Genomic DNA, 24,869 nt, shown 5'->3' on the forward strand with positions numbered 1-24,869 from the left:
GGACTCACTCACCATGTTCGGATGACGACCTAAGGCCGGCCAGGATGGTGGACAGTAATTGATCGAGCAGTTCCCCGACCTCGAGCGCCTGGCCCTGCCAGTAACCGAGGCGTTCATTGAGTCCCAACTGCACCAGACCGTGCACACTGCCCCACAGGGTGCGTGCCATACGCCGCGCCTCGAGTTCCCCGAGGGCCGGCTGATACTCCTTGAGCGTCGCCTCGACGCGTGTGAACAGTGCCTCGATCATGCTGTTCTGGCGCTGGTCCAGCTCACCTTCCTGAGCCAGAGGATAGTCGAAGAGCAGTTGCCAGCGGAACGGCTCTTTCTGCGCAAACTGCCAGTAAGCCGTCGCCAGCGCCTTGAGTTGCGGTTCGGGCGTCGCGCCACTCAGGTCTTCGACTGCGGCACGCAACCGATCGAGCGTCTCGATGTTGACGTACTGCAGCAGGTTGTTGAAGCTGCCATAGAGCTTGAGTAGCGTACTGGGTGCGCAGCCTATCTCGCGCGCCAGGGCGCGCAGAGAAAGCGAGTGCACAGGATTCTCCCGCAGCCATGCATCGCACGCGGCCATGACCTGGGCATGCAACGCCTCGGGCGCGTGCTGTCGGGGACGTGCCATCGTTAACCTCGTTTCGTAGATCGCGTCCGTGCGCGCTCGGATGCGACAATGATCGAACACTGTTTTCGCTCAGCATATCGACACCGTACGTAAACGCAAGTCCGGAACGCATGCCGTAGCCCGCCAATGGCTGCCGACCCGGGCAGCGATAGGCTGAAAACGCCTTGTGACTCACCAGCTAGAGACCGCAACCATGGCCGGACGCCTGCATATTGCCGCTTTTCCCCTCGACGGCCTGCTGCCCGGGCTCAAGGCCACCCAACCGTTGATCACCAGCCCCAACCGGGCGCCACGCACCCCTATTTCCATCATTCGTCACGAGCAAGCGACCTCAAGTCTGACCACGGCATTCTGGGGACTGACCCCACCCTGGCTCAAGATCCTCGACCACGCGCCACATTGCGCGCGAGCCGAGTCGCTCGACGAACGCGCCATGTTCCGTGACGCCTTTGCCGCTCGACGCTGCTTGATCCCGGTCAGTGGAGTCTATGTCTGGAAACCTCAGCCACGCATGAAGCAGCCGTTCCTGGTGACCCGGGTCGACCGAGGCCCGTTGCTGTTGGCCGGAATCTGGTGCCGTTACCATACGACATTGACCCACTACAACGATTCCACGGCACTGATTACCGTTCCCGCCAACCAACTTTTGGCGCCGCTCACCGACCGCTTTCCGGCCATCGTCGCTCCGGAAAATGCACACCGCTGGCTATCGCCGGATACCTCGCAGGAGCACGCACGCACTCTCCTTTCTCCGTCTCCCTTGGAACTGTTGGGCATTTTTCCTGTATCAAGACGGGTAAACGATCCGTCTTACCAGGACTGGGCCTGCGGTCGACCGACCGGCAACATGGTCCGCTGGCATAGCGAACAGGAGACATGATGCGACTACCGCGATCCCGCCGCGCCCTCGGGCTGGGCCTATGCTGGCTCGGCCTGACACTGTCGGCAGGCCAGACCCTGGCCGAGGGCGAAGCCACCACCGCGCCAACCGACGAGGCGCCAATCATCAGCCCCAACGATGACCGGGACTATCGCGCCCTGACGCTGGACAATGGCCTACAGGTATTGCTGGTCAGCGATCCCGACGCCGACAAGGCGGCTGCATCGATGAACGTTTCGGTGGGCAGCGCCCAGAATCCGGAATCGATTCCCGGCCTGGCGCATTTTCTCGAACACATGCTGTTCCTGGGCACCGAGCGCTATCCCGAGGCGGACAGCTATCAGCAATACATCAACCAGCACGGCGGCAACCACAATGCCTTCACCGCCAGCCAGGACACCAACTATTTCTTTTCCATCGAGCCGGATGCCCTTTCCGGCGCACTCGACCGCTTCAGCCAGTTCTTCATCGCCCCACTGTTCAATCCCGATTACGTCGATCGCGAGCGTAACGCCGTGCATTCGGAATACCAGGCCCGCCTGCGTGACGATGCCCGTCGCCTGAACGAGGCCATGGATCAGGCACTCAATCCCGACCACCCGGACACCGGCTTCTCGGTGGGTAGCCTCGAGACCCTGCGTGACGGCGAATGGCCACTGCGTGAGGCGCTGATCGATTTCTACCAGAACCATTACGGTGCCAATGTCATGAACCTGGCGGTAGTGGCACCACAGTCGCTGGACACATTGGAGACCTGGGTGCGCGAGGACTTCAGCGCCGTCCCCGACCGCGGCCTGACTCGTCCGGAGATCCCGGAGACACTGCTGACCCCGGAACTCGTCCCGGCCAAGATGCAGGTCCAGAGCCTGGAAAACCGCCGTCAGGTGCATTTCCTGTTTTCCACTCCGGACCCGATCGAGGATTACCGTCACAAGTCGCTGGACTACGTAGCCAATCTGCTTGGCCACGAAGGCGAAGGCAGCCTGCTCGCCGCGCTACGTGAGCAGGGCTGGGCCGATGGCCTGTCGGCCGGCAGCATGCGCGGCGACGGTGACGACGCCCTGTTTGCCGTTAGCGTCAGCCTGACCCCCGACGGGGTCCAGCATCTCGACCGCATCCAGGCCAGCCTGTTTGCCATGATCGGGCGCATTCGCGAACACGGCATCGAGACCTGGCGCTATGAAGAACAGGCGCAACTCTCGGAACAACGATTTCGTTTCCAGCAGCGCGGCGAGCCCATTCATCTTGCCAGCCGACTGGCCATGAACATGGCGCTTTATCCGCTGGAGGACGTCCAGTACGGTAGCTATCGCATGGAAGGACTCGAAACGGACGAAGTGCGCAACTTGCTCGCCTCGCTCACCCCCGAGTCACTGCTGCGCGTCTACAGCGGCCCCGACGTGGAGGGCGAGCAGCGCAGCCAGTGGTTCGATGCGCCTTACACGCTGACCCGGGTCGAACAGTGGCCCGAGGCCGAACCATTGCCCGGCCTGGCGCTGCCCGAACGTAACCCGTACATCGCCGAGGACCTGGAGCTGCTCGACCTGGAAACCCGGGACCCCGAAGCGCTGATCGACGGCGAGCACTTTGCGCTGTGGTATCGCCCCGACAGCGAGTTCGGCACCCCGCGTGTGGAATGGCGCTTCAGCCTGCAGAACCCTGAAGCTTCGAGCAGTGCCCATGATGCCGCCCTGGCCCGACTGCTGGCCGGCTGGCTGAACGACAGTCTCAATGAAACGCTGTATCCCGCCCGCCTGGCTGGCCAGGACGTGTCCGCCTACGCCCACTCCCGTGGCATTACGCTATCGCTGTCCGGCTGGCGCGATCAGCAGGAAAAAGTGCTGAGTCGAGCGGTGGAGCAGCTGCAACAGGGCGATATCGACGGTGACACCTTCGCACGAGTCAAGATGGGCCTGGAACGCGAATGGCGCAATGCCCCGCAGTCGCCGCTCTATGCGCAGATGCAGAACACCCTGGGAGCGGCGCTGATTCGTCCGCAGTGGAGCGAAGCCGCCTTGCTCGAGGCCATCGGCCCGCTCGACGTCGAAGATCTGCGTGACTTCCGCACGCAATTCCTGAATGGGCTCTACATCGAGAGCATGGCGGTCGGCAACCTGACGCCGGAGCAGGCCCGCCGCAAGGGACTGACGGTAGCCAATGCCCTGTCGCCCCAGTTGGACGAGGCCGCCATCCCCGAGCTGACCCCCCTTGATGTACCGCCTTCGGCACCGGTGCTGCATCCGCACTCGACGCGCAACGATGTCGCCGTATTGCGTTACCTTCAGGGCCCCGATCGCTCACTGGACAGCCAGGCCACCCTCGCCGTACTCGGCCAGATGATCGACACGCCGTTCTATGCGCAGCTGCGCACCGAGGAACAACTCGGCTATATCGTCACTGCCGGCTATCAGCCATTGCTCGATGCACCGGGCATCAACCTCCTGGTCCAGTCGCCAAGCGCGGATATCGACAAGGTCCAGTCGCGCATCGACGCCTTCCTGGAAACGTTCGATGCCCGCATCGACCAGGCCGACGAGGAGACGATCGCTCCCTATCGCAATGCCGTACGCGATCGACTGCTGGAACGCGATCCGTCGCTCTCCAGCCTGACCAATCGCCTGTGGTACGAGCTGGCTTACGACCATACCGAGTTCGACCGTCGCGAGCGGTTGGCCGAGCGCGTCTCGCAGTTGGATGCCGCCACCCTGCGCCAGGCATGGCAGGCGCTGCGTGAAGCGCCGTCCCAAGTGGTCACTTTCGCCAGCGGGATGTCGCCCAGTGACGTCTCGGCGCTGACCGAGGACTATCAGCCCCTGCCCGAGGCACACTGAACTCGTTCTGAAACGATACCGCCCGCGCCGTCAATGTCGGCGCGGGCGGTTTTTCCTGTCCTGTCCAGTCTGCAAAGCCCGAACTCAACCGAATGCCTGTGGCGGCATGATTGACTCCACATGCATGACCAGCTCTTCGAGCACCTGTCGCTCACGATCGCCCAGTGCAGCTTGATTCAACCGTTCTATTTCACGGGCAAATGCCTGCAGGGTCAGCACACCCAGCGTGGCGTCATTCATCCGCGACCAGCGATAGGCTTCCCACTGCGACTGCTCTTCACTGGTCAGCGTATCGGGATAATTGCGCGCTCGCAGACGGAACAGCATCTCCTCGAGGCGTGGATCCTGAAACGCGAACGCCATCTCGCCCAACGCCTCGGGTGGCGTACTTAGCACCCGTTGCATCTCCTGACGATCCGCCGGCGAGAAAAACCCGCCGCTGTAGAGCATCAGATCGGGATCCTGCGGGCCCTGTGCAGGGCCTTCGGCAAATACGGCCGCCGCCTTGCGGGCTGCCTCGGGGTGCGCGCACAGCGCCTTCCAATGCTGGCGGCAGGCCACCACGTCGAGCCCCAGGCGTTCGACGATCGTGCCGTATTCGCCCTGGTGAGGCCCACTGACATCCTTGAGGAACGTAGCCGGCATGACGACCGGACTACGGTTGATGTGAATGACCTTGAGCGGAATCCTCGACTCCCCCTCGGCCAGCTCGTCCGCACTGGCGAAGACCCTGGCGCGTATCTCATCGACGGACAGTTCGAACAGCGGCGCCGGATCCACCGACAGGTCGTAGACGACGACGCCATTGGCATTGGAAGGATGTTCGGCCAACGGCATGACCAACGCACTGCAGCCACGGCTGGCAGGATAGCGCCGAGAAACATGCAGCATGGGCTTGCGCCCGGGAATGTCGAGCTTGGCGGCCACGTCACGCTTGTTGTGCAGCCCGAGCAAGTAGTCGAAAAGCTTGGCATTGCGCGAACGCAGCAGTCGTGCCAGCGCGATGGTGGCCCGCACATCGGCCAGCGCATCATGGGCGCCCGCATGTTCGATGCCGTTGGCCGCCGTCAGGTCTTCGAGACGAAAGCTCGGCGAACCGTCCTCACGCTGTGGCCACTCGATCCCCTCGGGGCGAAGAGCGTGGAAGGTACGCACCACGTCGATGAGGTCCCAGCGCGAATTGCCGTTTTGCCATTCGCGGGCATAGGGATCGAGAAAGTTGCGATACAGCAGGTGGCGGGTCACTTCGTCGTCGAAGCGCAGGCTGTTGTAACCCAGCACGCAAGTGCCTGGCACGCTCATCTCGGCGTTGATACGCACCGCGAACTCGACCTCGGGCAGCCCGCGCCGCCGCGCCGTTTGCGGTGTAATGCCGGTGACCAGACATGCTTGCGGATGCGGCAGGAAGTCGTCGGCCGGCTTGCAGTAAAGCGTCAGCGGCTCGCCGATCTCGTTGAAGTCGGCGTCGGTGCGAATGGCCGCGAACTGTACAGGCCGATCGCGCCGTGGATCGGCCCCAAAGGTCTCGTAATCGTGCCAGAGAAATGTTCGCTGTGTCGCGCCAAGCTGCGCCATGACCGCTCTCCACACCCATCGAAAGCGACCAGACTAGCACAGCTAAAGCCAACGCTCAGCCGCTACGCGGCAGCGTGACGTTGAGCTCCAGAACGGAACAGTCATCTTCGCGGTCGAGACTGATGTTGATGGCGTCCTGGTCGACATTGACGTAGCGGCGGATGACCTCCAGCAGTTCGCGCTCGAGCATCGGCATGTAATCGGGCTGATCGCGCTGGCTGCGCTGATGGGCCACGATGATCTGCAGACGCTCCTTGGCGACGGACGCTGACTTCTTGCGTTCACGCTTCAGGAATTCGAGTAACTTCACCGACGACCTCCTCCGAACACGCGGGAGAGCAGGCTCTTCTTCTGGTACTCATGAAAGCGTAGCGGGATGTCTTCACCGAGCAGGCGCGAAACGGTGTCGACATACGCCTGGCCGGCATCGCTCTTCTGGTCGTGGGTGACCGGTACGCCCTGGTTCGAGGCCCGCAACACCGCCTCGGATTCAGGGATCAAGCCAATCAGGTGAATCGACAGGATTTCCTGGATGTCCTCCAGGTTCAGCATGTCGCCATGATTGACCCGCTCCGGGTCGTAACGTGTGATCAACAAATGCTCCTTGACCGGATCCAGACCCTGTTCGGCACGCCGGGTCTTCGACCCCAGCAAACCCAGAATCCGATCCGAGTCGCGCACTGACGAGACTTCGGGGTTGGTTACGACTACAGCCTCATCAGCGTAGTACATGGCCAGTTGCGCACCGCGCTCGATGCCGGCCGGCGAGTCACAGACGACGTAGTCGAAATCCTTGGAAAGCGTATCGAGCACCTTCTCGACGCCCTCGGCAGACAGGGCATCCTTGTCGCGCGTCTGGGACGCCGGCAGGATGTGCAGGTTGTCCACCCGCTTGTCGCGGATCATGGCTTGATTGAGACCTGCCTCGCCTTGGATGACGTTGATGAGGTCGTAGACCACGCGACGTTCGCAGCCCATGATCAGGTCCAGGTTACGCAGACCCACATCGAAGTCGATCACCACTGTTTTCTTGCCGCGCAGCGCCAGCCCGGTGGCGATGGCTGCTGCACTGGTCGTCTTGCCGACCCCGCCTTTGCCGGAGGTCACTACAATAATCTTGGCCAAGGTAAGCTTCCTGTTGCTAGTTTCTGATGATCATTGAGCGTTAGGTTCAAACGAGCGGCGCGATGGTCAACTGGTCGTCGTTAAGGCGCACCTGCACCGCCTTGCCGAGCAACTGAGGATCGATATCCTCGAGGCGCTTGTAGTTCCCGGCCAGGGAAAGCAGCTCGGCATGCAATTCGTGACAGAAGATGCCCGCTTCGCGGTCGCCGTGAATCCCGGCCAGGGCGCGTCCACGCAGCGCCCCATAGACGTGCACGTTGCCACCCGCGAGCACCTCGGCGCCGGCATTGACCGAACCGAGCACGATCAGATCGCCTTCCGCTGCACTGACCTGCTGGCCGGAGCGGACCGTGCCGCGATGAATACGATTGGCCACCGGGACGACACCTGCCGGCGCCGGACTTGGCGCCTCCTCTGTCTCGGCCACGGATCGCGATACGCTCTCGAGATTGCGCACGCGTTCTTCCTGCGGAGGAAACCAGCCTAGCCCCAGGGCCCAGGCCGACTGTTTGACGGGGTCCGTTCCGCCGCGCACGGCAACCGGCAACAGCTTATGGGCACGGCAGACGGCGCAGATCCGCTCCAGTGCCAGGTGAGGCTCGGCGAGCTTTTCCACGCTCAGCACCACCGGCGTATGCTGGAAGAAGGCCGGCGATTGACTGACCTTGCTAGCCAGCTGCTCACGTATCTGTTCGGGATCTGCACTGGTCAGTTCCATGACCGTCATGGGCAGCATGCCACCCTTGAAAGAAAAGGCCGTACCTGCCCTGTCCACGTTGAGGCTCATTGCCGGTCTCCGCGTCGGTAATGTCACTAAGCTAAGCGAGGGGCTGCCTGGCTGCAACTGATGATACGCCCAGCCCCGCCGACTTGTCAGTGTCGCCGGATGCCGACGCTCCGGGCTTTTCCCCCGGCGATGCACATGCTTAGATAGCAGGATGTGCTTTCGGTAGCGGACGCCGGAGCGACAACAACCACTTTATCTTTTTATTTACGCCTTTTCAGGGATGCCTGTTCTCTCATGTCAGGAATTTTTGAACGTTTATTCGGTCCCCGCTGGCAGCACCGGGACCCCTCGGTACGACGTCAGGCCATAGATCGTCTCGATCCAGGCCAACCCCGGGATCGCCAACGCCTGGAGCGCCTGGCCAGCGATAGCGATTCCGGCGTACGCCAGGCGGCACTTGCCCGACTCGACGATCCTGCTCGCCTGCTGGCATTGCGCGCCGACCAGGAGTCGCCTGAGCTTCGCGCCCGCCTGAAGGCACTGCTGTCCGGCCAGGTTGGCAACATCCCCTTGAGCGAACGCATGGCGCTGATCGACCGCCTCGATGATCCGGCGCTCTTCGCCGAGCTGGCATTGCATGGCGACAACCAGGAGTTGCGCCTGTCGGCATTGTCTCGCCTGGACGATGAGCCGGCACTTATCCATCAAGCCTGCGAGAACAGCATCGCCGCCGTACGTCATGCCGCGGCCGAGCGCGTGACGTCCGAGGAGGGGCTGGCTCAGTTGGCCCGTCAGGCACGGCGCGACAAGCACGTGGCACGCCTGGCACGCGACCGCCTAAGCCGGCTGCGTGAGGACGCCTCGCAAGCCGAGGCGCAGCGCATCGAGAGAGAGCGCATCCTTGAAGCCCTGGAACAGCATGCTCGACATGCCTGGGAACCGCTCTATGCCGGTCGCTATCGTCATCTGAAACGCGAATGGGAGCGGCTTCCCGACCTGGCATCGGCGGAGCAGGAACAGCGATACCAGGAAGCCAGCCTACGCTGTCGCAAGGTGATCACCGATCACGAGGCACAGCATCAGGCAATCGAGACGGCAGACCAGCAGCGCAACGATGCGGAAGCAGAGCGTCAGGCATTGGTCGAGGCACTCGAAGAATCGTTGGCCGGGTTACGCCAGGGCGAGGCGCTTACCCAACAGGACATTGACAGCCTGCTTGCGCACAAACGCCTGCAGGCCAATCGCTGGCAGGCCCTGTCCGAACAACACGTGCCCAGTCAGACACTCAGTCAGCGCTACACGGTGACGCTGGAAGAACACGAACGGATCCGCCAGGCGTGGGAGCGCCTGGAACAGCAAGCCAATGCCCTGCGTGAAGGCATCGAGCAGCAGGATAATGCGCGTTTGCGCAACGTTCTGGATAGTATCGACTGGCCGAGCGACCTTCCGCCGTCGCCCCTGCTGCGGCGCGCAATACGCCAGCTGTCCCAGCAGCCCGTCGACCCCGCAGGCCCGCAACAGGCGGAGCGTATCGCGAAGGACCTAGACGAGCTGGAAAAACTGCTCGAGCGCGGCGCCTTCAAGCGGGCCAGCCGGCTTCACCAGAGCCTGCGCCAGCGCTTCGACAGCTTGCCCGCCGAACACCGTCAGCCGCTACAGCCGACGCTCAAACGCCTGGGTGCACAACTTGCCGAACTGCGCGATTGGCGAGGCTTCGTGGCGGGTCCCAAACGCAACCAGCTATGCCTGGCCATCGAAGAACTGGCCGAGGATACGACACTGCCCGATGCCGAGCTGGATCGCCGCCATCGCCAATTGGTCAAGGATTGGAAGAACCTCGGCGATGCCGCTGCCGAGCGTGAGCTCTCCAACCGTTTCCGGGGCGCTTCCGACCGCATTCATGAACGCTTGGCGCCCTGGCGCAAAGCGCGCGATGAAGAGCGTCAGAACAACCTGCAGGCACGCGAAGGGCTGTGCGATCAGCTCGAGGCCCTGATCGACCATCCCGACCCCGATGCCGACCCCGATGTGCTGCGTGAAATTCGCGATCGCTCCAGGGAACAGTGGCGGCGTTTTTCGCCCGTCCCACGCGACCAGGCCGAGCAGGTAGGGCAACGTTTCGGCCGCATCCGTCACGCTCTGCAGACCCTGATCGATCAGCGCGCCCAGGAAATCGCTACTGCCAAACGCACCTTGGTCGATGAGGCCCGGCAACTGCAGAGCGACACAGGCACGGCCGCCCAGCGCGCCGAACAAGCCAAGGGGCTACAACGGCGCTGGCGCGAACTGGGTCGCGCGCCCAAGGGCGAGGAACAGGCGTTGTGGCGCGAATTCCGCAGCCTTTGCGACACGATCTTTGCCGCACGGGAAAGCGAACGCGATGACCGTGCCCAACGTACCCGCGACCATCTCGATGCCATGCAGGCCCTGATCGAACGGCTAGATGCCTGGCAGCCCACCTCCAGTCACGATGCGAGCGTGCTGGAACAGGCCATTGCCGAGGCCGAAAGCCTCGAGCCACTGCCCGCCGGCCGGCGAAGCGACGGCATGCGCCGACGCTGGACAGGCATCGTACGCGCACGACGGGAGCGGCTAGTGCAGCTAAGCCTGAGCGAAGAAATCCAGCGCTGGCAGCAACTTCGTCCATTGCTCGATCGCCATCTCGAGGCCGATGCCCGACAACTGGAAGGCCACGAGGCGACGCCGGTCGAGGCTATGCCCGAACTCGACGACGACATGTTGACCGCCCACGAGCAACGCAATGCCGCACGCCAGGAGCCGATCCCGGCGGCACAGGTCGCGGAACGGCTGGGCCGCTTGCGTGTCCATCTTGCGCTCCTGGCCGGAGGCCGCGTCGAGCGTGCCGACGAGCCGCTGCGCCTGGCCATCCAGGTGGAACGCATCAACGAGTCGCGCGAGCGCGAACTCTCCAAGGCCGGCGAGCTGCACGATATCCTGTGCGGCATTCTGGCGACAGGACCGGTACCCCCCTCACTGTGGTCCCGAGAAGCGGGCGAACTCGATAACCATCTTAGCCAGCTGGCCCGCCTGCCGGTGTCCTAGCCAACCGCAAAAAAGAGCGAGGCCAAACGCCTCGCTCGTCTTTACGTGCATGCCATCCGGCGGGTCAGCCCATGAACTGCCCGCCGTTGATGTCCAGGTTGGCCCCCGTGATGTAGCCGGAATCGCGGTGCGCCAGAAACGCCACGGCGCGCGCCACTTCTTCCGGCGTACCGTAGCGCTTGACGGGAATCGTCTCGCGAATCGACTCACGGATCTTTTCGGGGATTTTCATGATCATGTCGGTGGCAATATAGCCAGGCGACAGGGTGTTGACGGTAATTCCCTTGGTGGCGGTCTCCAAGGCCAACGACATGGTCAGCCCGTGCATGCCAGCCTTGGCGGCGGCATAGTTGGCCTGGCCGAACTGGCCCTTACGTCCATTGATCGAGGATATGTTCACGATCCTTCCGTAGCCCGCCTCGAGCATATCCTCGATCACGCAGCGGCAGGTGTTGAATACGCTGTTGAGGTTGGTATCGATGACTTCACGCCATTGTTCGGGGCTCATTTTCTTGAGCGTAGTATCACGGGTGATGCCCGCACAGTTGACGAGAACGCTGATGGGACCGTACTTCTCGCGGATCTCGCGTACGCCGGCCTCGCAGTCTTCATAGTCGATGAGGTTGGTGCCTGACAGGGCGATATTGTCGTAACCATCGGCGCGCTGCTCTTCGAGCCAGGCTTTTGCCTTGTCGGGATTGTGGTAACCCGCCACGACCAGATACCCCTCCTTGGCCAGCTCGCGGCATATGGCCGAACCGATACCGCCGGTACCGCCGGTTACCCACGCCACGGGTGCTGTTTGTGTCATATTGTTCTCCCCCTGAATCATGACGACTGTCTAAAAGGTCGAGAGAGACGCATCGACATACGGTCTCCCTCCAATAAAGTATGGTCGAGTTTTGCTGGGCTGCGCGAGCATTCACTACTTGACGCAACGCAAAAAATCCGTAGAATACGCTCCACAGTCTGATGCGGGGTGGAGCAGTCTGGTAGCTCGTCGGGCTCATAACCCGAAGGTCATCGGTTCAAATCCGGTCCCCGCTACCAAATATGGAAAAAGCCGATCCAATGGGTCGGCTTTTTCTTTGCCTGTCGTTTCAACGCTGTCGCCAGGTTGATCATTCGTCGATTGGCCCAAAACCGACGCCTCGAGCCCCAGACGACCAATGCCCGGAAACTTGAGCGCCGGCATGGCATAGTCGATGCCGAAGACCAAGCCCAGAATGTTGATCTCAATGCCCTCGTCACGCGCCAATAGCAACCCGGCGAGGCCGCCCAACGAAACTTGGTAGCCGCTCTCACTGGGCACCTTCGCGACCCAGCCCTCAAGCAGATAATCCTTGCCGATCGCCGTAGGCGGAAGGTGTACCCGCAGGCCGGGCACTTGGCGGATGACCCAGGCCGTAAAGGTATTGCTATTGGGCCCTGGCCAGATACGGTACTGGCCGGCACGTGGATAGTCAGTGGCAGCCGCGTCGATAGGCGTAATCAGCCGTGCGGCGGCATCGCCACGATAGCTGGCCAGAAGTTGTGGCGGGTTGCCGTACCAGGCCCGATCGGGGGCCCGTTGACGGGAAGCATGCACCGCTCCACGCCAGCGGGTCACTTCGTAGACACGGTAGTACGCGGCATTTTCGGCCTTGGTGGCGATCCATGTATGGACGCCGAAAGCACCCCGCCAATTGAAGGCGCGCGCTGCGTAGACCTGCACGATGGCGTCGCGGGCTTCCCCGGGAGATGGAGCCAACCCCGCCGCCGAGCGATCCGCGGTCGACCAGTGGCTGTCCAGGTCAATGCTTGAACCGGCAAGCATGACCAGCGGCCCACCGAGCATCAAGATTCCGACCAGCCCCACTACAGCGAGACTGCGCAGACACAGGGTCATCCATCGTTTCATGGGTGTCGTCCCCTTGAATCCTTGCTTACCGGCCCGCATCTGGAAAGAAATACCCATTCTCTCAATAGGGCCAAGCGTTATGCCGATTGTCGATCCCCGTACTGGAGCCCCGCTCAACACACCCGAGGCTTCGCAGCAGCCAAGCGGCACACAGGCCGACCCGTCGAGCTACATCATCGACGTCGACATGTCCAACTTTCAGCAGGTCGTGCTGGAAGGCTCGGCCACGACACCAGTACTGCTCGACTGCTGGGCCCCGTGGTGCGAACCCTGCAAGAACCTGATGCCGATACTCGAAAAACTGGCCCATGAATATGCCGGCGCATTCGTCCTGGCCAAGCTCAATATCGAGGAGCACCAGCAGATTGCCGCACAACTCGGGATTCGCTCGGTTCCCGACGTCAAACTGATCATTCAGGGTCAACTATATGATCAGTTTCAGGGTGCCCTGCCCGAGCGACAGATCCGTGAGTGGCTGGCCCAATACATCGAAGCTCCTCAGGATGCGCCGGCCAGCCCTGAGGAACAAGCCGAAGCTGCCATCGCCGCTGGCGATGCAGCAACGGCGCGCACCATCTATCAACAGTTGAGCCAGGAATACCCCGATCATTACGATTATCAGATCGGCCTGGCCAGTGCGGTACTGGCCGAGGGCAATCCCGAAGACGCTCGGGCAATTCTCGATAATCTGCCTCCCGAACACCGCGATAGCGCCAAGGCGCGCGGGGTACGTGCCCGTCTCGAGTTCGGCGAGGAGGCCCCCGGTGCTGAAGAGCTGGCCGCCCTGGAAGGTCGCGATGATAGCGAAGCCCAATACCGCCGCGCCTTGCGGCAAGTGGCCGACGGTCAATACGAAGCTGGCCTGGATGCCCTGCTCGCCCTGATGAAGCGCGATCGAGCCTATGGCGACGATGCAGCACGCAAGACCTTGTTGCGTGTGTTCGATGCCCTGGGTGCCGAGCATCCTCTGACAGTGACTTACCGGCGCAAGCTTTTCGCCCTGCTGTACTGAGTCACAGAGCGCTCGAGTGGCGGGCCCGGCCCGCCGCACATCGTCATGTATCGCCAAGCAGCGTATCGAGCCGCGCCAGCGCTTGCTGCAGTAGGGCCGTAGGTGTTCCGAAGTTCAGGCGCACGAAACCGGGCCAGCCAAAGTCGGCACCATCCGACAGAGCGACCCTGGCTTGATCGAGCAACGTCCGTTGGGGCGATTCGCCCAGCCCCGCTCCACGCATGTCCAGCCAGGCCAGGTAGGTGGATTCCGGTTCACGGTAATCGACCCCTGGCCACCGCGCTACATGCTCACTGAGACAGTTCCGGTTGTCGCGCAACACTTCGAGCAGTGCCTGACGCCACGGCTCACCTTCACGGTAAGCCACCTCGGCGGCCAGCAGGCCCAATACGTTGATATCCGGCATCAGACCACGCATGGCATCCTGCAGCCGATGTCGCAGCTTGCCATCGGCAACCACGGCACAGGCACAGGTCAGGCCAGCCACGTTGAACGTCTTGGATGGTGCCCATAATGTAATGACCCGCTTGGCCAACTCTGGAAACGCTGCCGCCAAGGGATGGTGTCGCTCATCGTCCAGAATCAAATCGCAATGCAGCTCGTCGGAGACGACGATCAGGTCGTGGCGTTCGGCCAGTTCGGCAATGATCGCCAGCTCATCGTGATTCCAGACGCGTCCGGTAGGATTGTGTGGATGGCACCATAGCAGCAGCCGGGTCTCAGGAGTGATGGCGGCTTCCAGCGCATCGCGATCGAGACGCCATCCTCCACCGCTTGAAGCGGGCTCGGCAAGGTTCGCGGTCTGCGCCAGCCGCCCGCTACGCTCGGCGACCTTGAGAAACGGCGGATAGATAGGCGTGACGGTCAGCACCCCATCGCCAGGCTCGGTCAAGGCCAGGCTGGCCAGATGCAGTGCCGGTACGACACCCGGCAACCATACCTGCCAGCCGGGTTCGATCGGCCAGTGATAATGGCGTTCGCTCCACTCGCATAGCGCCTGGCGCAGGCTATCCGGTGTTCGCCCATAACCGAACACACCATGCGCGACCCGCTCGCTCAGGGCATCGATCACGGCCGGCGGGGATACGAAGTCCATATCGGCGACCCATAAAGGCATCACATCCGGGGCATAGCGCTGCCATTTCTGCGATGGGTACTGGCGACGGTCGATGGACGTGGCAAAATCGAAGCGCATGGTCTCTCCATGTCGAAACTCTGTGATCCCTAAGGAAGAACATGCCTGAAAGCCTCTTTTATGCCAAGGCCATGCGCGGAGGGCCCCGTCTGGTTGGCCACTGGATGCTCGTCGGTCAGTCCGATCCCGACCGGTTGGCGCAGATTCTTGCCGATACGGCCCGCCTGGCCAACCTCGGCGAGCCTCAAGACACGCCCAACGGAGCGACCCTGCGAGAATGGAGCAGCGATACCCAACCGCCGCAATGGGCCATGCGTAGCGCGCTGTTTCTGCTAGTGCAGATACCCTCCCAGCCAGTACCGCACGATGAGCTGGAAGCCTGCGCCTGGGCCTACTGCTGGTTGCGCAATCGCAGTTTCGAGACGTTCGAGCAGGCGCGCGAGGCCTTGCCCGAACATTTGCGCGAGCCCCTGACCCCGGCGCTCGAGCAAGCCTGGGCCGACCTACAGTCCCAGCGTTTGATATAGTTGGGCTAGCCGCCCGGGCATGCCCTATGGCGGCGCTTCTCATCTGCTCAGGAGTCGCCCTTGGACGTTCCCTTTACCTGGCAACTTGCCAAGCTGTTGGTCTCGGTCGGAGTCGTGCTTGGCCTGGCGGCCATCGCCGAACGCGTGAGCCCACGAGTGGCCGGCCTACTGTCCGGTTATCCGTTGGGCACAGCCATTGCTCTGTTCTTCATCGGCCTCGAGATTTCACCCGGCTTTGCCGCCGACAGTGCCGTTCATACGCTGGCGGGATTCACAGCGACCCTGGCCTTGGGGGGCGGATATCTCTTGTGTGGGCGGCGTGCAGGCCTGCCGGGCATCGCGACCGGCACCCTGGGCGGTTTGGCCTGCTGGCTCGCAGCCAGTGCCGTACTGGCACAGATCGACTTCGACCGTCTTGGCGGCACACTGACGACGCTGGCGGCCATCGGGATCTTTACCTGGCTCTACCGGCAGGTTCCCGACCAGCGTACCGGCGCTCGCAGGCGCGTCTCATGGGCCAGCGTGCTATTCCGCGCCCTGCTGGCGGCGGTGATCATCTTTGCGATTACCGGCTTGGCACATGTTCTGCCTCCGGCCTGGGCAGGGCTGTTGGCAGCGTTTCCGGTCACCATGTACCCCTTCCTGGTGATTTTGCACCTGACGCATGGTCCGGCCCCGGTTGCCACAGTCATCAAGCACTATCCGGCCGGCCTCGGTTCCCTGCTCTGCTATGCACTATGCGTGTCACTGACCTACACCACGCTGGGCTTGGCCCTGGGTACGCTGGCGGGCTTTGCTGTGGCCACCGTATGGTTGTTTCTATGGACACGTCTACAAGCCTACTGGCAGCGCTCGCGCCTAGCCGCCAAAGCTTGACCTAGCGTTTGATCGGGCGGCATTCTGACATGCCATTCGACAAGGATCCGCCGATGTTCACCCGCACTCTGGAGCCCGCTTTCTACGACACCGATGCCCTGGGCCATATCAACAACACACGCTTGCCGGCGTGGTTCGAACTGGCCCGCAACGACCTATTCCGCCTGTTCACACCCGACCTCGATCCGCGCAAGTGGGCGCTGATCATGGCCCGGCTCGACGTCGAATTCCTGGCGGAACTGTTCTATGGCGAGGATATCGAGATTCGCACCTGGATTTCGCGGCTGGGCAACAGCTCGTTCACCGTGACTCAGGAAGCCTGGCAAAATGGTCGCCCGGGAGCGCGCGGCAACACCGTGCTTGTGCACTACGATCACGGGACCAAGCGTGCCGCGCCGTTGCCCGACGAGGTACGCCATGCTCTGGAGGCGCATCTCATCGATACGGCCGAGGCCGGCGCATGACACCGGCCGTGCAGGCGCTCAAGCGTGCCAAGGTCGCCTTCGAGCTGCAGGAATATCCGCACGATCCGGCGAGCGCCGCCTATGGCGAGGAAGCAGCCCGGCTGCTCGGCCTGGCGCCACATACCGTCTTCAAGACGCTGTTGGCAAAGGTCGACGGCACGCTCGTCGTCGCCGTCGTGCCGGTTTCGGGCATGCTCGACCTCAAGGCGCTGGCCCGGGCGGCGGCCGGCAAGAAGGCCACCCTGGCCGATACTGTCGAGGCCGAACGTGCCACGGGCTACGTCGTGGGCGGCATCAGCCCCTTGGGCCAGAAGCAGCGCCTGACGACGTTCATCGACGCCAGCGCCGCCGACCTGGCATGCATGCACATAAGTGGCGGTCGACGCGGCCTGGAAATCGGCCTCGCTCCTGAGGACTTGCAACGACTCACCCAAGCACGCCTAGCACCACTTAGCCGGCCTTGAGCCTTTCACCCTCCTTCGCGGTCAAACACGCATTACCCTCCAGCCGGAGCCATTGCATGGCCATTCGCTACGACCTGTGGATTTCACCGGACGATGTCGAGCGACACCGTGCCGTCGAAGCCGACCTGGAGCGCTATTTCATCGAGCGCTTCGCAGACTACCCGCATATCCGCTTGTTCGGCGCCGATCCTTACGATTATGATGCCCCGTTCAATCGCCTGTACGACGTCCTGATCGCGCGCGCCAACGATTACTGCGAACGCGAGTGGGGCTATGCGCCTACCCCGATTCAGCTCAACCAGGCGTTTTTCCGCGGCGTGGCGCACTCCAACAAATTTCTGCGGGACTCCGGAAACGATGTTGATCCAGACCGACCAGATACCCACTGATGCGCAGCTGGCCATCATTGCCGAACAACTTGGCAGAACGCCGCGCGGTATCCAGGCCGTGACCGCTACCGACGGCCAGGGCACGCCATTGGTGCTGCGCATGGCGTCCATCGTCGATGACAAACCCTTCCCCACGCTGTACTGGCTGAGTTCCGATCTGCTCAAGGTCGAGTTGTCACGCATCGAGGCCAGCGGCGTAATCAAGCAGCTCGAGGCGCGCCTGCAAGACGATCCTGCCTTTCTGGCAGACTACCATCGCAGCCATGAGGATTATGTGGCCCAGCGCTGGCACTACATGCACGAGGCTCACCGGGATCAGGCCGAGCGCCAAGGCTATACCTCACTGTTTCGCGAACGCGGCATCGGTGGGATCGCCAATTGGGATCAGGTGCGCTGCCTGCACACTCAGTATGCCCATCATTTGTGTGGCAACAATGTCATCGGCCAATGGCTGGATGCCGAGTACGGGCTGATCGACTGCCTGCCCTAGTCAGTCCCGAGCGATAAGCGGGCGCCTTTAGGGCGTCCGTTTTCGTTTCTGGCAATGCTAATATCAGCGCTTTTGCTGGGAAAAGCAGGGGGAACTCCATGCCCAGAGTCTGTGTCTATCTGGGGTCGCGCGAAGGCCACGATCCTCGTTTTCGTGAAGCGGCCGTCGCACTGGGGCGCGGCATCGCCGAGCGCGGCCTGGGCCTGGTCTATGGCGGTGCCAGTATCGGCCTGATGGGCGCCGTAGCCGATGCCGCCCTGGATGCCGGTGGCGAGGTGATTGGCGTCATGCCCCACCACCTCGTCGATCGCGAAATGGCTCATCTCGGCCTGAGCGAGCTGATCCGCGTCGACAACATGCACGAACGTAAAGCCAGCATGGCCGCCCATGCCGACGCCTTCGTGGCCCTGCCCGGCGGCATCGGCACGCTCGAGGAGCTGTTCGAAGTCTGGACGTGGCAGTATCTCGGTCTGCACGACAAACCGGTGGGCCTGCTCGATGTCGCCGGGTTCTACCAGCCCCTGCTACGCTTTCTGGACAATGCCGTCGATGCCGGCTTCCTTGCAGCACGAACGCGCGCGCAGCTTCAGCACGCAAGCACGCCCGAATCCTTGCTGGACAGTTTCGAAGCCCGTCTCAAGCCGGTCTGAGGACATTCAAGGCACAAGGAGATGCCATGTACGCCATCACGTTCGACGACCAATCGCTCCATTGGGAGGAACAGCCGCCATTGCCCGCCCCTGGCCCCGATGAGGTACGCATCAAGGTCGCCTGGGCCGGGATGAACCGGGCCGATCTCATGCAGCGTGCAGGTCAGTATCCGCCGCCTCCCGGCGCCTCCGAGATCCTGGGACTGGAGGTCAGCGGCACGATTGTCGAGAAAGGGGCGAGAGTCGAAGGCTTCGATATCGGTCAGCAGGTCTGTGCCCTGCTCGCCGGTGGCGGCTATGCCGAAGAGGTCATCGTGCACCAGGCCCAGGTACTCTCCTTGCCGCAGGGCTTTGGCCTGCGCGAGGCAGCGGCTCTGCCCGAGGTGTTCGCCACCGCCTGGCTCAACCTGTTCATGGAAGGTGCCTTGCGTCAGGGAGAGCGTGTGCTGCTGCATGCCGGTGCCAGCGGTGTCGGGACGGCAGCCATCCAGCTCTGTCGTGCCTTCGGTCATCCCTGCTTCGTGACCGTGGGCAGCGACGACAAGCTGGAGAAATGCCTATCCTTGGGTGCCGCTGCCGGTTGGAACCGTCACCAGGGCAGCTTCGTCGAAGCAGTGAAGGAGTGGGGCGGCGCCGACATGATTCTTGATCCGGTCGGAGCCAGCTACTTGCCTGACAATCAACAGGTCCTCAACGTGGACGGACGCTTGGTGCTGATCGGTCTGATGAGCGGGCGCACCGCCGAACTGGATATGGGACGCATGTTGATGAAGCGCCAACGCTTGATAGGCTCGACACTACGCAGCAAGACACCCCAGAGCAAGGGAGCCATTCTCGATGCACTGCATGCCCATGTCTGGCCGCGGCTGGCACGCAATGAGCTTCGCCCGTTGATCGATCGCGAATGGCCGATTCAGGATGCCGAGCAGGCTATGGATTATCTGGAAAGCAATGCCAGTGTCGGCAAGGTCCTGCTGTCGGTGAGCGGTGAGGGGTAGCCCGCCGTGTCGTTAGCGGAACGCTGCCGGGTCGAGAGTATGCTGGTAGGTCAACTGCAGCAATCGGGCATCTTCGCCGGCCCGGTGGCGACGAATTCCGCACTCCTCCACCAAGGCTTCCTTGGTACGCTTCCATAATGCAAGCTGCGTGTCGCTGAGCAGTCGACGCAGGGCTTCGAGGCGAAAGCGCGGCAACATGCCGGCATGGTGAAACAGTAACGACAGCCAGGTATTGTCGTAACCCCAACTGTCGCTGTAGGCGATTCCGGTCTCGCTGAGCTCGTCGTTGAGCCAGCGGGCCACTTCGACGATGGGGTACCCCTCGCGCTGCAGACGCCCTCGCGAGATCCCATGCAGTAATTCGGCCTTGGGGTCCCAGTGGGTCCATTCCGTGATCGGTTGGATCAGAAAGGCGCAGGTGCTGCCATCGCTGCGCGCCAAGCCAACCTCTATAGGATAGCTGCCCCGGCCAAAACCGGACGCTTCGATATCGAGCAGGATGGGCAGCGTCACATCACATTCCTATCTGGTTCGGGCTAGACGACTCGGCTATAGACCCTGCCTATGTAAACATGAAATCCGGGCTAATGCCCGGACTTGCCTGGCGTTGGATTAAACGCATCTGCAGGCTTGGCTTATCGCTCAGTGTGTCTGCGAATTGCCTAACTCGGCACTGTAGACCGGCTGGTCGGCAATTGCCTGCCAGTGCGCTGCCCGCTGTGTATCGACCATCAGATCGAGTTCACCCTGCCAATAGGCCTGGGCCAGACGCCTGGCTGCCAGACGATGGCCTGCCTCTCCAGCACGCGCATACCAGGTCACGGCATTATCGGTGCGCTGAGGATACTGGGCACAGCCATGTTCGTAGATCAGCGCAGCCTGATACTGGGCCTCGGGATCCCCGCTCTGTGCCGCCTGCAATACATAGCGAGCGCCACGCGCCTTGTCCTGCGGCGTCATGCCGCGATGGAACAGCATGTTGCCATACACTGAAAGCGCCGCCGTGTGCCCGGCTTCGGCACAGCGCTGGAAAAGATGCATGGTCAGGCGCTGGGTACGCGGCGAACGCGGCAACCAGCGAGTTTGGAATAACTGCTCGGCCAGACGATATTCGAGCCGGGTAAACAGGGAAGATGCCTGCGGCATGGTTAAGAACCTTGAATCCAGTTTGCCTAGGGTGACAACGTCGAATATAGCTCTATCTAGAGCCAGCCTACGCTTCATCTCCTTGCTGCCAACCATCCGGACTCCGCCGGATCGACGGTGGGCAAGCATACGCCCCCCGCAGGCCCGACTCAACCCTCGTTTGCCGCTTTCTCCCGCCCTCGCTACCATGGTCTTTTCTCTAATAGTATTGGAGCCTGCAGGATGCAGAAACGACCACTTGGCCGAACGGGAATCGATGTCACTCGACTCTGCCTGGGAACCATGACGTTCGGCGAACAGAACACCGAAGCCGAGGCTCACGAGCAGCTCGACCGCGCCATCGATTTCGGCATCAATTTCATCGATACCGCCGAGATGTACCCGGTCCCGCCCAAGGGCGAGACGCAAGGGCGTACCGAGGCTTTCATCGGCAGCTGGCTCAAGGCCCGCGGCAAGCGTGACGACCTGGTGATCGCTACCAAGGCAGCCGGTCCGGGCATGGAGCACATCCGCGGCGGGCCACGCCTGACCCGAGAACATCTCAATCAGGCTATCGACGCCAGCCTCGAGCGCCTGCAGACGGATTACATCGACCTCTATCAATTGCACTGGCCGGACCGTAGCACCAACTTCTTTGGCAAGCTGGGCTACCAGCCGGACCCGGAAGAGACCGCCACGCCCTTGGCGGATACGTTGACAGCCCTGAAAGAACTGGTCGAGGCTGGCAAGATACGCGCCATCGGCCTGTCCAACGAGACGCCCTGGGGCGTCATGCATAGCTTGCACCTCGCCGACACGATCGGTGTGCCGCGCGTGGCCAGCGTGCAGAATCCCTACAACCTGCTCAATCGCAGCTTCGAGGTCGGCCTGGCCGAAATCGCCCACCGCGAGCAGGTCGGTCTGCTGGCTTACTCACCCTTGGCCTTCGGCGTGCTGTCCGGCAAGTATCTCGATGGCGCCCAGCCACCCAAAGGCCGTCTAACCTTATACGAGCGTTTCAAGCGCTACACCTCGGAGGTGGCCAACGAAGCCACCCACGCCTATATCGATATCGCTCGTCGGCATGGCCTCGATCCGGCACAAATGGCACTGGCCTTCGTCAACTCGCGCCCGTTCCTGACCAGCAATATCATCGGGGCCACGACCATGGAGCAACTGGAAAGCAACCTGGCCAGCGAGAACTTATCACTCGATCAGGCCGTAATCGACGAGATAGATACGGTACATCGCCGCCTCTCCAACCCCTGCCCTTGAACTATGAACGCGATAGCGGAGGCCGCATCGGCCCCCGCTGTCACGCTTGGTATACTTGCCCGTCATGACACAAGATGCAGGAGCTCTTAATGCTGAGCGTAATCTCCCCGGCCAAGACGCTGGATTTCGACACGCCTCCGACCACCTCGACTCACACCCAGCCCGACTACCTGCCACAGAGCCAGGCTCTCATCGATATCCTGCGTGACTATTCTCCGCAGCGAATTGCCGAGTTGATGGGCATCAGCGACAAGCTGGCCGGCCTCAATGCCGCGCGCTTCGCCGAGTGGGCTCCGCCTTTCGACCTCGAGAATGCCAAACAGGCCGTTCAGGCCTTTCAAGGCGACGTCTACGTGGGACTGAATGCCGCATCGTTCAGCGAGGCGGACAACACCTTCGCCCAGGACCACTTGCGAATTCTCTCTGGCCTGTACGGCCTGCTGCGCCCTCTCGACCTGATCCAACCCTATCGGCTGGAAATGGGTACCCGCTTGCCCAACGACGCCGGCAAAGACCTTTACGCCTTCTGGAAGGCGCGGCTGACCCAGGACCTTGATGCGGCCGTCGTCCACAGCGGTACACCCGTGCTGGTCAACCTCGCCTCGAACGAGTATTTCAAGGCCATCGACACCAAGCGTCTCTCCTCACGAGTCGTTACCCCGGTATTCAAGGATGCCAAGAACGGCCAGTACAAGATCATTAGTTTCTATGCCAAGAAAGCCCGCGGATTGATGGCCGCCTGGATGATCCAGCAACGAGTCGATGATCCTGAAGGCCTCAAGGAATTCGACATCGACGGTTACCGTTTCAACCCTACCCTCTCCCAAGGCGACACCTGGGTCTTCACCCGCAAGGAACAAAATCCTTCCTGAGGCGTCTTATCGTGCAGGAATCGGGACAGGGACGAAGGCTGGGGGTAAACTGCTCCGAGCCTTTTCATTACCCTTCGGGAGAAGACACCACCATGAGAAACCTGTTTGTCATGCTACTGGTCGGCCTGCTCGGCTTCGGCTTGGCAGTCGAGCATGCAGAAGCCAAGCGCCTGGGCGGCGGCAAGAGCTTCGGCACCTATTCGCGATCGGCGAACACTACCGATGCGGCACCCAACCGCACGGCTACAGCCACGCCGCCCCGTCAGCCGTCTCAAGGTCTGTCGCGCTTTGCTGGGCCCTTTGCAGGCCTACTGGCCGGTGGCCTACTGGCTTCGCTGTTCTTCGGTGGCGCCTTCGATGAGCTGCGCCTGCTGGACATGCTGCTAATTGCAGGTGCCATTTGGCTGGCCTTCCGCCTGTTCCGGAAGAAGCGTCAGCCTGCACCGGCCGGTGGCCCGCAGGACTATGGTCACCAACCGCAGGCCCGCACCGACAATTCTCCGCAGGCTTTCACGGCGAGCAGTCTGGGCGGAGGTGCAGCTGCATACCCTGCATGGTTCGACAAGGAGCGTTTCCTGGGCGGTGCCAAGGAGCACTTCACGACCCTGCAGCGCGCCTGGGACAACAATGACCTCAGCGGCATTCAAGAGTACGTAACGCCGCAGCTTTACAACCTGCTGCGTGAAGAGCGCGCCAACCAACCGGCCAACAACCGCACCGAGATCGTGCGCCTATTCGCCGAGCTAGGCGATGTTCGCGAGACCGACCGCCAAGCGGAGGCCACGGTGCTGTTCCACGGCATCATGGATGAAAATGGCGAACAGAATGAGTTCAACGAGACTTGGCACCTGGTGCGTGACCTGCGGGATGGCGCGCCGTGGTACATTCAGGGTATTGAGCAGAATACGGCTCCCTGACCTCGTCTCAAGTCCTCTAGCAACACCATGAAGAGCCGGGCCCTTGGGCCCGGCTCTTTTCTTTCAAGCTGCATGGCAACTCAGCCGATTAGTTCTGAGCTTCCTCGGCAGAATCCTCAATATCCTCACCCATTTCTTCTACGCTATCGCCGGCATTCTCTGCCGCTTCATCCATATTCTCGCCAGCCTGTTCCATGGGCCCCTCATCTTCACAACCGACAAGCCCGCCCATCAGCATGGCCACGACTGCAGCCAGACCCAGCGTTTTCCATAGGCTTCCTTTCATGTACCACTCCTTTACGGATGACTTACCATTTCTAACGTAGAAGTCTTTTTACTGGAACGCCAATTAGCAGGTCAATTGCCCGGTATGTATTCATGATTATTGAAGGCTTAACGGCTCGGCCGGCACAAAGCGTGGTGAATCAGTGAAGCCACTACCGCCAGGCAACGGCAAAGCTACCAGGCGCAGAATTAAAGCTTCAACACGGACGCCCTGCAGGACTTCATGCGCCTTTCCATCGGCACCGACGACGAGATGGATAGCCTGTGCGAGGCACTGGAAGGGCTCTGCCGCTAGGCGGCTATCGGGCATAAATAAAGCCCAGCTCACGCTGGGCTTTTTAGGGTTCCTTCCCGCAAACGAAAAAACCCCAGCCGGTTGGGCTGGGGTTTTCGAAAAGATGCCTGACGATGACCTACTCTCGCATGGGGAGGCCCCACACTACCATCGGCGCTGAGCGGTTTCACTGCTGAGTTCGGCATGGGGTCAGGTGGGACCCGCTCGCTATGGTCGTCAGGCGTAAGCGTGGCGTGCTGCCTAGAGGCAGCACCCAAGTACCTGGTGCGCTTTACAACGTGATCAAGCTGACAGCGATACGACTCGCGTATCCGTGTGTCGTGGCGACCGCCACCCGGGCCTGGCAAGGCCCCTTGGGTGTTATATGGTCAA

Annotated in this window: 26 protein-coding genes, 1 tRNA gene and 1 rRNA gene; 16 read left to right on the forward strand and 12 right to left on the reverse strand. The window is 61.9% G+C overall.

Going from position 1 to position 24,869, the window contains the following annotated elements; all coding sequences use genetic code 11:
* Positions 1-4: 4 nt before the first annotated feature.
* Positions 5-622: a WHG domain-containing protein gene (locus tag MHM84_RS18240; RefSeq protein WP_239267917.1), complete on the reverse strand. Its 618-nt coding sequence runs from the start codon at positions 620-622 to the stop codon at positions 5-7.
* 193 nt (positions 623-815) lie between these two features.
* Here MHM84_RS18240 and MHM84_RS18245 point away from each other — a divergent pair, with 193 nt between their 5' ends.
* Both MHM84_RS18245 and MHM84_RS18250 read left to right on the forward strand, forming a co-directional pair.
* A complete protein-coding gene (locus MHM84_RS18245; RefSeq protein WP_239267920.1) occupies positions 816-1,502 on the forward strand; it encodes an SOS response-associated peptidase in 687 nt (228 codons plus the stop codon).
* Positions 1,502-4,333: an insulinase family protein gene (locus tag MHM84_RS18250; protein WP_239267921.1), complete on the forward strand. Its 2,832-nt coding sequence runs from the start codon at positions 1,502-1,504 to the stop codon at positions 4,331-4,333. Before MHM84_RS18245 ends, MHM84_RS18250 begins: the two co-directional genes overlap by 1 nt.
* 84 nt (positions 4,334-4,417) lie before the next feature.
* On the opposite strand, the gene sbcB is transcribed toward MHM84_RS18250, so the two are convergent.
* From sbcB to minC, 4 genes are read right to left on the reverse strand one after another with little or no spacing between them, the layout of a single operon-like run.
* Positions 4,418-5,908 (reverse strand): exodeoxyribonuclease I, encoded by a 1,491-nt coding sequence (gene sbcB / locus MHM84_RS18255; RefSeq protein ID WP_239267923.1) that lies wholly within the window; start codon positions 5,906-5,908, stop codon positions 4,418-4,420.
* A 55-nt stretch (positions 5,909-5,963) separates the two neighbouring features.
* The gene (gene minE, locus MHM84_RS18260; RefSeq protein WP_019019531.1) at positions 5,964-6,218 is read right to left on the reverse strand and encodes a cell division topological specificity factor MinE; all 255 of its coding nucleotides are present in this window, start codon (positions 6,216-6,218) and stop codon (positions 5,964-5,966) included.
* Positions 6,215-7,033 (reverse strand): septum site-determining protein MinD, encoded by an 819-nt coding sequence (gene minD / locus MHM84_RS18265; RefSeq protein WP_239267926.1) that lies wholly within the window; start codon positions 7,031-7,033, stop codon positions 6,215-6,217. Before minD ends, minE begins: the two co-directional genes overlap by 4 nt.
* Positions 7,034-7,079: 46 nt before the next feature.
* The gene (gene minC / locus MHM84_RS18270) at positions 7,080-7,820 is read right to left on the reverse strand and encodes a septum site-determining protein MinC (RefSeq protein WP_239267929.1); all 741 of its coding nucleotides are present in this window, start codon (positions 7,818-7,820) and stop codon (positions 7,080-7,082) included.
* Positions 7,821-8,054: 234 nt separating this feature from the next.
* Here minC and MHM84_RS18275 point away from each other — a divergent pair, with 234 nt between their 5' ends.
* The gene (locus MHM84_RS18275) at positions 8,055-10,823 is read left to right on the forward strand and encodes a DUF349 domain-containing protein (protein ID WP_239267932.1); all 2,769 of its coding nucleotides are present in this window, start codon (positions 8,055-8,057) and stop codon (positions 10,821-10,823) included.
* A 64-nt stretch (positions 10,824-10,887) separates the two neighbouring features.
* Here the strand turns inward: MHM84_RS18275 and phbB are convergent, their stop codons facing one another.
* On the reverse strand, positions 10,888-11,634 hold the full coding sequence (phbB, locus tag MHM84_RS18280; RefSeq protein ID WP_239267935.1) for an acetoacetyl-CoA reductase: 747 nt from the start codon (positions 11,632-11,634) through the stop codon (positions 10,888-10,890).
* A 162-nt stretch (positions 11,635-11,796) separates the two neighbouring features.
* Between phbB and MHM84_RS18285 the strand changes: the two genes are divergently transcribed.
* Positions 11,797-11,873, forward strand: a tRNA-Met gene (locus MHM84_RS18285).
* On the opposite strand, the gene MHM84_RS18290 is transcribed toward MHM84_RS18285, so the two are convergent.
* Positions 11,830-12,780, reverse strand: a complete 951-nt coding sequence (locus tag MHM84_RS18290; protein WP_343218304.1) for a DUF3750 domain-containing protein — start codon at positions 12,778-12,780, stop codon at positions 11,830-11,832. The genes MHM84_RS18285 and MHM84_RS18290 overlap by 44 nt on opposite strands.
* Before the next feature lie 22 nt (positions 12,781-12,802).
* On the opposite strand from MHM84_RS18290, the gene MHM84_RS18295 reads away from it, so the two are divergent.
* Positions 12,803-13,735, forward strand: a complete 933-nt coding sequence (locus MHM84_RS18295; protein WP_239267937.1) for a co-chaperone YbbN — start codon at positions 12,803-12,805, stop codon at positions 13,733-13,735.
* Between the two features lie 43 nt (positions 13,736-13,778).
* Here MHM84_RS18295 and MHM84_RS18300 read toward each other — a convergent pair whose 3' ends face one another.
* The gene (locus tag MHM84_RS18300) at positions 13,779-14,930 is read right to left on the reverse strand and encodes a PatB family C-S lyase (protein ID WP_239267940.1); all 1,152 of its coding nucleotides are present in this window, start codon (positions 14,928-14,930) and stop codon (positions 13,779-13,781) included.
* 41 nt (positions 14,931-14,971) lie between these two features.
* Here MHM84_RS18300 and MHM84_RS18305 point away from each other — a divergent pair, with 41 nt between their 5' ends.
* The 8 genes from MHM84_RS18305 (at position 14,972) to MHM84_RS18340 (ending at position 19,728) form a co-directional block, all read left to right on the forward strand.
* Positions 14,972-15,397: a hypothetical protein gene (locus MHM84_RS18305; RefSeq protein WP_239267943.1), complete on the forward strand. Its 426-nt coding sequence runs from the start codon at positions 14,972-14,974 to the stop codon at positions 15,395-15,397.
* Positions 15,398-15,457: 60 nt separating this feature from the next.
* Entirely contained in the window at positions 15,458-16,273 is an 816-nt protein-coding gene (locus tag MHM84_RS18310) for a hypothetical protein (RefSeq protein ID WP_239267946.1), read from the forward strand.
* A 53-nt stretch (positions 16,274-16,326) separates the two neighbouring features.
* Positions 16,327-16,737, forward strand: a complete 411-nt coding sequence (locus MHM84_RS18315; protein WP_239267948.1) for a thioesterase family protein — start codon at positions 16,327-16,329, stop codon at positions 16,735-16,737.
* Positions 16,734-17,201, forward strand: a complete 468-nt coding sequence (ybaK, locus tag MHM84_RS18320) for a Cys-tRNA(Pro) deacylase (RefSeq protein WP_239267950.1) — start codon at positions 16,734-16,736, stop codon at positions 17,199-17,201. Before MHM84_RS18315 ends, ybaK begins: the two co-directional genes overlap by 4 nt.
* 56 nt (positions 17,202-17,257) lie before the next feature.
* A complete protein-coding gene (locus tag MHM84_RS18325) occupies positions 17,258-17,590 on the forward strand; it encodes a hypothetical protein (RefSeq protein ID WP_239267952.1) in 333 nt (110 codons plus the stop codon).
* Complete coding sequence (locus tag MHM84_RS18330; RefSeq protein ID WP_239267954.1) at positions 17,559-18,080, forward strand: DUF501 domain-containing protein; 522 nt, start codon at positions 17,559-17,561, stop codon at positions 18,078-18,080. Before MHM84_RS18325 ends, MHM84_RS18330 begins: the two co-directional genes overlap by 32 nt.
* 98 nt (positions 18,081-18,178) lie before the next feature.
* Positions 18,179-18,730 (forward strand): TIGR00730 family Rossman fold protein, encoded by a 552-nt coding sequence (locus MHM84_RS18335; protein WP_239267956.1) that lies wholly within the window; start codon positions 18,179-18,181, stop codon positions 18,728-18,730.
* A 26-nt stretch (positions 18,731-18,756) separates the two neighbouring features.
* Positions 18,757-19,728, forward strand: a complete 972-nt coding sequence (locus MHM84_RS18340; RefSeq protein WP_239267959.1) for an NAD(P)H-quinone oxidoreductase — start codon at positions 18,757-18,759, stop codon at positions 19,726-19,728.
* A 12-nt stretch (positions 19,729-19,740) separates the two neighbouring features.
* Here MHM84_RS18340 and MHM84_RS18345 read toward each other — a convergent pair whose 3' ends face one another.
* Positions 19,741-20,241, reverse strand: a complete 501-nt coding sequence (locus tag MHM84_RS18345; protein ID WP_239267961.1) for a hypothetical protein — start codon at positions 20,239-20,241, stop codon at positions 19,741-19,743.
* Positions 20,242-20,370: 129 nt separating this feature from the next.
* On the reverse strand, positions 20,371-20,874 hold the full coding sequence (locus MHM84_RS18350; RefSeq protein ID WP_239267963.1) for a tetratricopeptide repeat protein: 504 nt from the start codon (positions 20,872-20,874) through the stop codon (positions 20,371-20,373).
* A 222-nt stretch (positions 20,875-21,096) separates the two neighbouring features.
* Here MHM84_RS18350 and MHM84_RS18355 point away from each other — a divergent pair, with 222 nt between their 5' ends.
* From MHM84_RS18355 to MHM84_RS18365, 3 genes are all read left to right on the forward strand, one after another.
* Positions 21,097-22,128: an NADP(H)-dependent aldo-keto reductase gene (locus MHM84_RS18355; protein WP_239267965.1), complete on the forward strand. Its 1,032-nt coding sequence runs from the start codon at positions 21,097-21,099 to the stop codon at positions 22,126-22,128.
* Between the two features lie 89 nt (positions 22,129-22,217).
* The gene (gene yaaA / locus MHM84_RS18360) at positions 22,218-23,000 is read left to right on the forward strand and encodes a peroxide stress protein YaaA (protein ID WP_239267967.1); all 783 of its coding nucleotides are present in this window, start codon (positions 22,218-22,220) and stop codon (positions 22,998-23,000) included.
* Between the two features lie 92 nt (positions 23,001-23,092).
* Positions 23,093-23,917: a Tim44-like domain-containing protein gene (locus MHM84_RS18365; RefSeq protein ID WP_239267969.1), complete on the forward strand. Its 825-nt coding sequence runs from the start codon at positions 23,093-23,095 to the stop codon at positions 23,915-23,917.
* Positions 23,918-24,005: 88 nt separating this feature from the next.
* Here MHM84_RS18365 and MHM84_RS18370 read toward each other — a convergent pair whose 3' ends face one another.
* Positions 24,006-24,203: a hypothetical protein gene (locus MHM84_RS18370; RefSeq protein WP_239267971.1), complete on the reverse strand. Its 198-nt coding sequence runs from the start codon at positions 24,201-24,203 to the stop codon at positions 24,006-24,008.
* 399 nt (positions 24,204-24,602) lie between these two features.
* Positions 24,603-24,718: ribosomal RNA gene (gene rrf, locus MHM84_RS18375) — 5S ribosomal RNA — on the reverse strand.
* Positions 24,719-24,869 lie beyond the last annotated feature (151 nt).

Source organism: Halomonas sp. McH1-25 (assembly GCF_022348165.1).
GTDB lineage: Bacteria > Pseudomonadota > Gammaproteobacteria > Pseudomonadales > Halomonadaceae > Modicisalibacter.